The 8,703-nt window shown below is 61.8% G+C and carries 10 protein-coding genes and 2 pseudogenes; 9 read left to right on the forward strand and 3 right to left on the reverse strand.

All coding sequences use genetic code 11. The annotated features are described in order from the left end of the window. A pseudogene (locus tag RI03_RS23965) lies at positions 1-224 on the reverse strand (IS630 family transposase); the annotation flags it as partial. A 111-nt stretch (positions 225-335) separates the two neighbouring features. On the opposite strand from RI03_RS23965, the gene RI03_RS22175 reads away from it, so the two are divergent. Then, entirely contained in the window at positions 336-1,607 is a 1,272-nt protein-coding gene (locus tag RI03_RS22175) for a glycoside hydrolase family 3 C-terminal domain-containing protein (protein WP_010220049.1), read from the forward strand. A gap of 489 nt (positions 1,608-2,096) precedes the next feature. After that, positions 2,097-2,168: pseudogene (locus tag RI03_RS25505) on the forward strand (hypothetical protein); the annotation flags it as partial. Positions 2,169-2,183: 15 nt separating this feature from the next. Here RI03_RS25505 and RI03_RS25025 read toward each other — a convergent pair. Continuing rightward, the gene (locus RI03_RS25025; RefSeq protein WP_238542508.1) at positions 2,184-2,654 is read right to left on the reverse strand and encodes a hypothetical protein; all 471 of its coding nucleotides are present in this window, start codon (positions 2,652-2,654) and stop codon (positions 2,184-2,186) included. On the opposite strand from RI03_RS25025, the gene RI03_RS23320 reads away from it, so the two are divergent. From RI03_RS23320 to RI03_RS22215, 7 genes are all read left to right on the forward strand, one after another. Next, positions 2,653-3,072 (forward strand): SDR family NAD(P)-dependent oxidoreductase, encoded by a 420-nt coding sequence (locus RI03_RS23320; protein ID WP_081504346.1) that lies wholly within the window; start codon positions 2,653-2,655, stop codon positions 3,070-3,072. The two genes, RI03_RS25025 and RI03_RS23320, sit on opposite strands and share 2 nt — an antisense overlap. Before the next feature lie 400 nt (positions 3,073-3,472). After that, positions 3,473-3,820, forward strand: coding sequence for a YciI family protein (locus RI03_RS22190; RefSeq protein ID WP_010220052.1), 348 nt, complete (start codon positions 3,473-3,475; stop codon positions 3,818-3,820). Positions 3,821-3,822: 2 nt separating this feature from the next. Beyond that, positions 3,823-5,055, forward strand: coding sequence for an RNA polymerase sigma factor (locus RI03_RS22195; protein ID WP_010220053.1), 1,233 nt, complete (start codon positions 3,823-3,825; stop codon positions 5,053-5,055). Between the two features lie 71 nt (positions 5,056-5,126). Then, the gene (locus RI03_RS22200) at positions 5,127-5,756 is read left to right on the forward strand and encodes a glutathione S-transferase family protein (protein ID WP_010220054.1); all 630 of its coding nucleotides are present in this window, start codon (positions 5,127-5,129) and stop codon (positions 5,754-5,756) included. Positions 5,757-6,138: 382 nt separating this feature from the next. Next, on the forward strand, positions 6,139-6,369 hold the full coding sequence (locus RI03_RS22205; protein ID WP_170318455.1) for a hypothetical protein: 231 nt from the start codon (positions 6,139-6,141) through the stop codon (positions 6,367-6,369). Between the two features lie 9 nt (positions 6,370-6,378). Beyond that, entirely contained in the window at positions 6,379-7,227 is an 849-nt protein-coding gene (locus RI03_RS22210; protein ID WP_010220055.1) for a hypothetical protein, read from the forward strand. Continuing rightward, the gene (locus RI03_RS22215) at positions 7,227-7,694 is read left to right on the forward strand and encodes a hypothetical protein (protein ID WP_026047005.1); all 468 of its coding nucleotides are present in this window, start codon (positions 7,227-7,229) and stop codon (positions 7,692-7,694) included. The genes RI03_RS22210 and RI03_RS22215 overlap by 1 nt, the downstream gene beginning before the upstream one ends. A gap of 714 nt (positions 7,695-8,408) precedes the next feature. On the opposite strand, the gene RI03_RS22220 is transcribed toward RI03_RS22215, so the two are convergent. Beyond that, on the reverse strand, positions 8,409-8,703 hold a 295-nt coding region (locus tag RI03_RS22220; RefSeq protein WP_010220058.1), incomplete at its 5' end, for a transposase.

The following is an 8,703-nucleotide window of genomic DNA, read 5'->3' on the forward strand; positions in this document are numbered from 1 at the left end:
GTATTGAAGCGCAGCACCCAGTCTCGAACCGTCTGCAAACCAACGCCGCCGACCTGTGCCGCCGCGTGCCGCGCACCACCATCGTAAATCACCGCCAGCGCCAGCAGCCGCCGGACCTGATTGGCGTCACCGCTCAAACGCGCCAACCTTCGAAGACCAGACCCGTCGAAATCGTCCCTTAGCCCAACCGCTGATGCCACCGCCAACCTCCCACCGTTTGCGATGTTGAATCAGATCATGACCGACTTGGGAATCCCCGGCGCTGAGTCAGGCTCCGAGGGACTTGGTATAAGGCCTTGTCGGACGGCACTGTGCCTGAGACGCGGTTGAACGAGATGGTCACGCGAATCCTGACCGGCATGATTGAGAACGGCCTGCTCGACCATCCCATGCCCGACACGCCCCAGCGTATCGACTATGCCGCCCATGCCGACGTGGCGCAAAGGACCGCAGAGGCCGGCATTGTTCTGCTCAAGAACGCGCACGACATCCTCCCCTTGGCGAAGACTGCCAGGCGCGTCGTGCTGATTGGTGGCCATGCCGACGTCGGCGTGTTGTCGGGCGGCGGATCGTCGCAGGTGCGCTCGGTCGGCGGTGTGCCTGTCGAAATACCGCTCACCAGCGGCGCTGCAGCGTCCTTCGCGCGAATAACCTATCATGCTTCATCGCCGCTCGATGCGCTCCGCGCACTCATGCCGGGCGCACAGGTGCGCTTTGTGGATGGCAGCGATCCGGCGGCGGCGGCCGCAGCGGCGCGTGATGCCGACGTCGCGATTGTTTTCGCGACGCAGTGGCAGACCGAAGCGCAGGATGCCGAGACGCTGGTTCTGCCCGATCGGCAGGATGCATTGATCGACAGCGTCGCCGCGGCCAATCCCAGGACGGTGGTGGTGCTGGAAACGGGCGGTCCGGTACTGATGCCATGGATCGACCGCGTCCAGGGCGTGGTTGAGGCGTGGTATCCGGGGCAGCGCGGCGGCCAGGCAATCGCCGCAATCCTGGTGGGCTCGGTCAATCCTTCCGGTCGTTTGCCGATAACGTTTCCGCGCTCAGCTGTTCAGGCGGTACGTCCTAAGCCGGTCGGCCTCGATCATTTCAAGACGGCGGCGGAACGCGATGCAAGCGCCAATACAGCTGGCAACGCACCCGAAGTGTCGTCCTTCGCAGTTGAGTATCCTGAAGGAAGCGATGTCGGCTATCGCTGGTATGCGTCCAAACGCCTTACGCCTCTCTTTGCGTTCGGCCATGGGCTCTCTTATTCTAAGTTCAACTTTGAACGCTTGACGGTGACGGGTGGCGCGGCGTTGACCACAAGCTTCGAAGTGGTAAATAGAGGCCGGCGCGCTGGCGCAGTCGTTCCCCAGCTCTATGTGGCACGCGACGTAAGCGCGCCACGGCTCACCGGGTTTAAGCGGGTGTTTCTGAGGCCTGGAGAGCGCAAGCGCATTACCCTAATTGCCGAGCCGCGCGTGCTCGCCGATTGGGAGGAAGCAAATCACGGTTGGCACATCCTCAAAGGAACGTATGCCGTTATTGTCTCAAACGAGGCAGGCTCGGGTGCCCTCGTGGCAAAGGCGTCCCTGTCAGACCGCCGCTTCACGCCTTGATGAAAAAGCAAAGCGTGCGACCACTTGCAAAAGCTGCGTCACGTCAAGCTGGGAACTGGCGGCGGCAGGCGAACTGGCGGATGATGCAAAGTTCCTGACTGTAAATAAGCAACGAATTCGGACTGGTTCTGCTCGCGAGAGACCACTGGAATGGAATGTGAATCGGCGCGGAGAAAGTGGGACCCCCGTAGATGGTCGCCAAGCTATTGAATCTGCCTCGAGGTTTTGCATAGCCAGGGTCCCGATCGGCGGAGATCGAGACCCTCTTCCTAACCCATGCCTTCTAAAAAATTACAGGTAGCTGCCCCGCTTACACCAGTGTCCCGCTTTCGATGCCGATCCTACCTACACGCCGGACACAACAGCGGAATTGGCGAATGCAGCAAGCATGCAGCTTTATAATAACCGGATAGTCGCTCATATATTGCGTACACGGATCGGCGCAGAGCTATGGCACGACCAAAGAGTGAACATCGCCGTGACGCGATCATGGCGGCGGCCACGCGTGTTATCGCGGCACCTGGCCTGGGCGCACCAACGGCCGCTATCGCCGAGGAGGCGGGCGTCTCCAACGGATCACTGTTCAACTATTATGCTAGCAAGGCTGATTTGCTGAACCAGCTCTTTATCGGCTTGAAGAATGATATGGGTTCGGCGGCGCTCGACGGCCTGCCACGTTCGGAACGGCGGGTCCAGATCGCACACCTCCGGTCGGGGTGGGTCCGCTGGGCAAGCGCACATCTCGAATAGCGCCGTGCCCTCGCCCAGCTTTCCGTGTCTGACGAGATTAACGAGCAAAGCTGCGCTCTCGGCCAGCAGGCGATGGCCGGCGTGGCGAATGTTCTCGTAGGAATCCGCGCGAACGGTCCGATGCGCGAAGCTCCTTTGACGCTCGTTGCCGCCGCTGATGAGCGCGCTTGCCGACACCACGGTGGATTTCATGATTGCCGATCCAGGTAATGCCGAGGCGAACAGCGCCACCGGACTCGAAGCGATCCGCCGGATCTTCACTAGCCCTGCCACCTGATCCTCGAAAGGTCTGCCCATGAACACCACCGCCGCCCCAGCTACAGAAGACGGACAAGGTGCATCACCCAAGCTCGCGCTCATCACAGGACCGTCATCCGGCACCGGTCGGGAGTTTGCCCGCCTTCTGGCGCGCGAGGGGTATAAATTGATCATTGTGGCTCGTCGTGAAGATCGGCTTGCCGGCCTCGCAGCCGAGTTCCCCGACATGGCGATCCGTCCCGTGATAGCCGATCACAGCACCTACGCTGGCGTCGCCGCGGTCGCCGACCTTTGCGCGAGTGAGCCGCTGACGCTGCTGGTCAACAACGCCGGCGTCGCGCATTACATGTCATTCGCTCAGCTTCCTGCCGACAAGGCAAGCGAGCTGCTCCATGTGAAGGTGATCGCGCCGACCATGCTGGGGACCGGTGAGAGGATGTTCGAAAACGTACGCTAGGTCATGCCGTTCGGGTGCGAAAGTGGTCTGCCTGAACCGCCGTTTGGTCGCGATGAACGAAGGGCGGAAGTTGGGGACCGATAAGGGCGGCTTGAATGTCCGGCATTGGGTCGTCTTGCCGCCCCCGAGTTGCTGGTCTTCAAACGCCAGCGGCCGTTTAGCGTGGGCAATTCGCTAACTGTGGAAGGACAATCTGAAGCAGGATACGGGCACTCCTTTCCCCGCAGAAAACCTGAGCCGGATGCTGGTGTCAAAGGCGGTTGAGACTGTTGAAGACGGCGGCCTTCTGTCGACGTGAGATTGCCGCGGCATTACAAGCAGTATTTTGCAAGATTTGTCCCATCGTTTGGCGGTCGAACGTCAAGCAGGGGGAGTATCGTGCCCTGGATGGAGATTTTTTATGCAATATATGATCATGAACTATATGCCGAGTGATGCCGTCGCTGATACCGACCAGCCGCTTGCCGTTGACGACGGCCCCGCTTGGGGTGCCTATACCAAAGCGCTGATTGATGCCGGAGTGATGCGTGGTGGCAATGCGCTTAAAGGCGCCTTCAGTGCGACGGTCGTTCGGGTGCGCGATGGCAAGCGCGAGATCCATGACGGACCTTATGCCGACAGCCGCGAGCAGTTGGGGGGCTATTACATAATCGAAGCTGCCGATCTCGATGAGGCGCTGCAATGGGCTGCCCGCAACCCCGCTGCGTCCAGCGGCGCGGTCGAGGTGCGCCCAATCCTGACGCAATAGCCGTGACGGGCGCGGCGACCGCCGAGCGCGTTGCGCGCGACTCGTTCGGCCGGCTCGTCGCGCTGCTCGGGCGCCGTTCGGGCAATCTGACGATTGCCGAGGATGCGCTGGCCGACGCGCTGCTGCTCGCGGTAGCGCGTTGGCCACACGAGGGGACACCGCATAATCCCGAAGGCTGGCTGCTGACGGTCGCGCGCCGTAAGCTGATCGACGACATTAGGCGCGGCTTGATGGCCGAGCGTGCGCAGGCTGAGCTGCTGCGTGCCTATGACGAAGCGGAAGCCGCCACCAATTCGATGGCACCTTGCGACGATCAACGCCTAGCGCTGATGCTTGCCTGCGCGCACCCGGCGATCGACCTCGCGGCGCGGACGCCGCTGATGCTGCAGGTGGTGCTGGGCATAACCGCCGAGCGGATGGCATCGCTGTTCCTGGTAGCGCCGCCTGCCATGACCAAGCGACTCGGGCGGGCCAAGGCCAAACTCGCTGCTAGCGGCGTCAGCTTCGACCTGCCCGGTCTTGACCAACTCGCAGTGCGCATCGAGCCACTGCTCGATGCGATCTACGCCGCGTTCACGCTTGGCTGGACCACTGATGACGAGCTGTCCGCGAGCGAGGACGGGCTGGAAGACGAGGCGATCTGGTTAGCGCGGATCGTCGTCGATCATGCTTCGTCGGACGCAGAGGCGCTCGGCCTGCTCGCCCTGATGCTGTTCAGCCGCTCGCGTCAGGCGGCGCGGCGCAACCCCGAATCGGGCAGGTTTATCCCGCTCAACCTTCAGGACTGCAAGCGTTGGTCGACACCCATGCTCGACGAGGCCGAAGCGCTGCTGCGACGCGCGGGAGCGCTTGGGCGGCCTGGCCGCTTTCAGATCGAAGCCGCCATTCAGGCCGTTCATGTCGATCGCCGCCGATCAGGTCGCACCGACTGGCAAACGATCGGTACGCTTTATCAACGGCTGCTCGCGATTACGCCGACGCTGGGCGCACGTATTGCGCACGCAGCCGCGTTGACCGAGGCAGGAAGATCGAACGCCGCACTCGCTGCCCTCGACGCGCTCGATCCCGTCCGGATCGCTAGCCACCAACCCTATTGGGCGACTCGCGCTGCCACGCTTGCCCGTCTAAGCCGCACCGCCGAGGCGGGTGATGCCTATTACCGTGCCGTCGGACTGACCGAGGATCGTCGCATCCGTGCGTATCTGCTCGAAAAACGCTCAGCGCTCGCTGCATGAAATAAACAGCAAAATGTCCGATTGCTCCGTTCTCGCGCATCATGCTCCTGTCCACCAGACAGGACCGATCCATGAGCGACGTCGAGATTATTGGTCTGCCGCAAAGCAACTTTGTTTGGGCTGTGCGCATCGCGCTGGCCGAAAAGGGGGTGGCGCACACCGCCACCAGCGCATCGCCGCACAGCCCGCCGGTCACCGCCATCCACCCACTCGGCAAAGTCCCGGTAATGCGGCATGGCGAGGTAACGCTGGGCGAGTCGCACGCGATTATCGACTATGTCGATCGCGTCTTCCCCGGCCCTGCGCTGGTGCCTGCCGATCCGTCAGCGGCGGCAGTCGTCGATATGTGGGCCTCGATCGTCGTCTCGACGATGGAGCCGGTTCTTATCCGCCAGTTTCTGTTCGCCTATTTCTTTCCGGGTACCGAATACGGCTCGCCCGACCGCGTCCGGATCGACGCATCGCTGCCTGTCCTGAATACCTATCTCAACCTGCTCGACGCGACCATCGCGGCGGGAACGATCGGCGGCAACGTGTTCACGCGTGTCGATGCCTATCTCGTTCCTATTCTCTTCTATCTTCGCAACACCCCCGAGGGCGGGAGCGCGATTGCCGGGCGCCCCTCACTGACCGTTTACCTTGAGGATCGCCTGACGCGGCCGAGTGTAACTTCGACAATGCCACCGCCGCCTGCCGGATAGCGTCTCGTCTGTTATTGCCCAAGCTGGTCGAGAGCCGTCATTCAGCGATCGGTTCGGGAATGGTGATCAAGTCCCACTTCTCGCCGTTCAGCGCGCCGATCCGCTCACTCCAAAACGCGCGATTGACCAGCATGCACAGATGTCCGCTTCTGAGAGTCGCAGATTGAGGGAGGAACGACCGGGTTTGGGTATCTTCCGAGTTAGAAATCGATGCCACCAGAGCTTCGCACGGGTGAGCGCGATCATTGCCTCGCTGACCGCAGGCCAGGCGGAAGCTGTGGCGCGACATGCCACGGGTCTCCTAGATTACCGCGGTCAAGGATGGACCCGACACCGGGAGCCGTGATCGTGGTCGATCGTTAAGGCGAACAGCACGCGCACGATGAACCGGTCATCCCTTTACGTCGATGCCGGGAGGGGATATCTACCGGGCATGGCGACAATTCTGTCAGTACGCGAACAGACTGAAACCGGCGCGTTAGCGCGGCGCGTCGGCGGCTATGCCAACATGCTTCGTCTCGAAGCCGAACTGAAGGCACTTGAGGATCATGGGCAGCGTGGCCGTATCGCGCGCGACGGTAGCACGGGGCAGCTCCGCGTCGTCGCCGCTTAGGAAGCGGCTATGGCTCTCACCCTATCGGTCATTGCCGGTCTAGCGTTGCTCCTCCCAGGGCTTTTTGGAGTTCTCTTCTGGAACTTTCGCGCTCGGCGTCATTCTGCGTCGAGGCCAGACCTGCCGATTACCGCGGTGAGCGTGCTAGCGTTCGCTATTGCGCTCTCGATGCTGGTGCACACCGCCACCTGGTATCTAATCTACGTCGTGCGGCTGCTCGCGGTCGAAGCCGGAGACCTAGTGGGTTCTTACATCTCGCCCGCCATCTACGTCCCCCAGCCACTGCTCCAGAATCCTATTGAAACGATTGTCGCGCTGACTCATGGATCGGCGACCGCCATCGTCCAGCCGATTGACGTGGCGGCAGTCGCTCTAACCATCCTGGCGGAGATCGCGTTCGTGTTCGCTGTGGTGACCGACGAAGGTTTTGATCTGCTACTCGAGGATGTTGATCTCGGTAATCAGGGCTGGGTTCACAGCCACATCATCCGCCCGGCTCAGAACGGCTACCGGCCAATCGCATATGTCCTCACTACTTTGCGCAAGGACGGTCTGGGGGTTGGTTTCCGCGGCGTCGTCGCCGACATCCGGCAGAGCGATCGGGGCGAGACGCTGTCGCTCAGCCTTAGCGACCCAGAGCGCTTTCTCTACGAGCTAAAGCCGGGAAAAAGCGCCAAGTTGCTGAGCAAGCCGGCCGATCCTAAGTTCATCCGGCACGAGGACGAGGCGATTGGCTCTGTGCTGTCTCTCGAAGCACGTGCCATCGAGAATGTCGTGGTTTCTAATCCGCAAGCCCGACGCCTCGATCGCCTGCGTCAGCTTCTTGATGCGGGTGGTGTCCCGGCGGAACAGACGTGATGAGCATCCTGGCCATTCTCGTCGCACGTGCGCTTGTTGCCCTGGTGTTGGCCGGTGCGACCCTCGCGGGCACCCTCGCGCTCGTCTGGCTACTCCGAGGTCCATGGTGGCCCTCAATGGCGTTTCAGCTCGCGCATCGCCGCGCCACCTTCGCCCCAAGACTCTTCTGGTCGTTCCTGGTCGTTCTGACGGTCAGCTATGCCCTCGTGCCGCACGGCGGGATTGCGGCGGGCGTACTGGCGTGGCTCGTTCTCGCGCCGCGGCTTGTGACCTGGCGAGGCCGTAAGGCTGCCTGGAAGGCGGATCAAGGCGAGCGCGACCTGCAGCGTGAGGCAATCGCAATTCGCAACCGCCTGCGCGATCGCGAAGGCCAGGAAGCGCTCGCGGGCGATCGTGACTGGCCGGAGTATGTCTTCGACGTCGAGCGTGCCCGCCGAGCCCGACGCTATCGGCCGCCAGGGGGCTAGTTCCTGTCACGGAACATCGCTCAGTCAAGAAGCCGCCCGACGTTCTATGGTGACGCTGATCCATAACCGCGCGCGTGGCAGTTCTATACTCAGGCGCTCGCGCTCCGCGCCAGGATCGTGAAGCGGTCGCAGAGGACACAGTCGCGACGAGCAGGGTAGCGTCACCTCCGTGAACGGCAAACGATTGGCGAAGCTGCTGGAGGAAGCTTACCAGACGAACGGCGGGCTGGGATAAGCCTTGTTGCTGACATGAACAAACGTCCGCTTCCAAGTCGCGTCCGAGGGGCGCGGAACGGCCGAGAATGGGTCTCCTGCGTCGCGCGCTAGGCTCAGGACTTCTGTGGTTGCCGCCCGTGATGCAAAAGGTTTCTGACCGTGTGGGTTCGTGATCGAGTGCGGTCTTCTGTAAGGCCTTTTGAGACGGCATTCAGAAGCCGCTGGCCGGTATGGTGATCCGCGGATCAGATCCAAATCTCGTTGGCGAGCTATAGCGCTCTGAGTCCTGAACTGGTTATTCTGATCCAGATCTTTTCGATCGTTTTGCCCATTCGGGTCGTCGCCTTCTCACACCCCCGTTTATCCGGCCTCAGGCAGAATTCGCAGCATGATTGTTATGCTGCTCCTGCCTGTGCCGGAACTCGATAATCCTCATTTTTCGTCAGCATCGCCCACATCGTCCGCGCCATCTTGTTGGCTAATACCAAGACTCTCTGATCAGGACCGATGGGCCCACGACCGCAGTCCGATGGACATGATGCGCCACGGCTGATCGGTGAGGCGGTTCCAGGCGAAGCAGCAATGGTCGAGGATGTCGTCGTAGGATTTGAAGATGCGGTTCGACAGCCAGTTGTCGCGCATGAACTGCCAGACGTTTTCGACCGGGTTGAGCTCGGGGCATTTTGCCGGCAGCGGCAGCAGCGTGATGTTGGCCGGGACGATCAGCCCCGCCGAGAGATGCCAGCCTGCCTGGTCAAGTATCAGCACGGCATGGGCGCCGGGCGTCACGGCG

Source organism: Sphingomonas sp. PAMC 26621 (genome assembly GCF_000251145.1).
Taxonomy (GTDB): Bacteria; Pseudomonadota; Alphaproteobacteria; order Sphingomonadales; family Sphingomonadaceae; genus Sphingomonas.

Coding starts and splice junctions, on each gene's coding strand:
- RI03_RS22175 (WP_010220049.1), top strand. CDS start 336: ATGGTCACGCGAATCCTGACCGGCATGATTGAGAACGGCCTGCTCGAC.
- RI03_RS23320 (WP_081504346.1), top strand. CDS start 2,653: ATGAACACCACCGCCGCCCCAGCTACAGAAGACGGACAAGGTGCATCA.
- RI03_RS25025 (WP_238542508.1), bottom strand. CDS start 2,654: ATGGGCAGACCTTTCGAGGATCAGGTGGCAGGGCTAGTGAAGATCCGG.
- RI03_RS22190 (WP_010220052.1), top strand. CDS start 3,473: ATGCAATATATGATCATGAACTATATGCCGAGTGATGCCGTCGCTGAT.
- RI03_RS22200 (WP_010220054.1), top strand. CDS start 5,127: ATGAGCGACGTCGAGATTATTGGTCTGCCGCAAAGCAACTTTGTTTGG.
- RI03_RS22205 (WP_170318455.1), top strand. CDS start 6,139: ATGAACCGGTCATCCCTTTACGTCGATGCCGGGAGGGGATATCTACCG.
- RI03_RS22210 (WP_010220055.1), top strand. CDS start 6,379: ATGGCTCTCACCCTATCGGTCATTGCCGGTCTAGCGTTGCTCCTCCCA.
- RI03_RS22215 (WP_026047005.1), top strand. CDS start 7,227: ATGAGCATCCTGGCCATTCTCGTCGCACGTGCGCTTGTTGCCCTGGTG.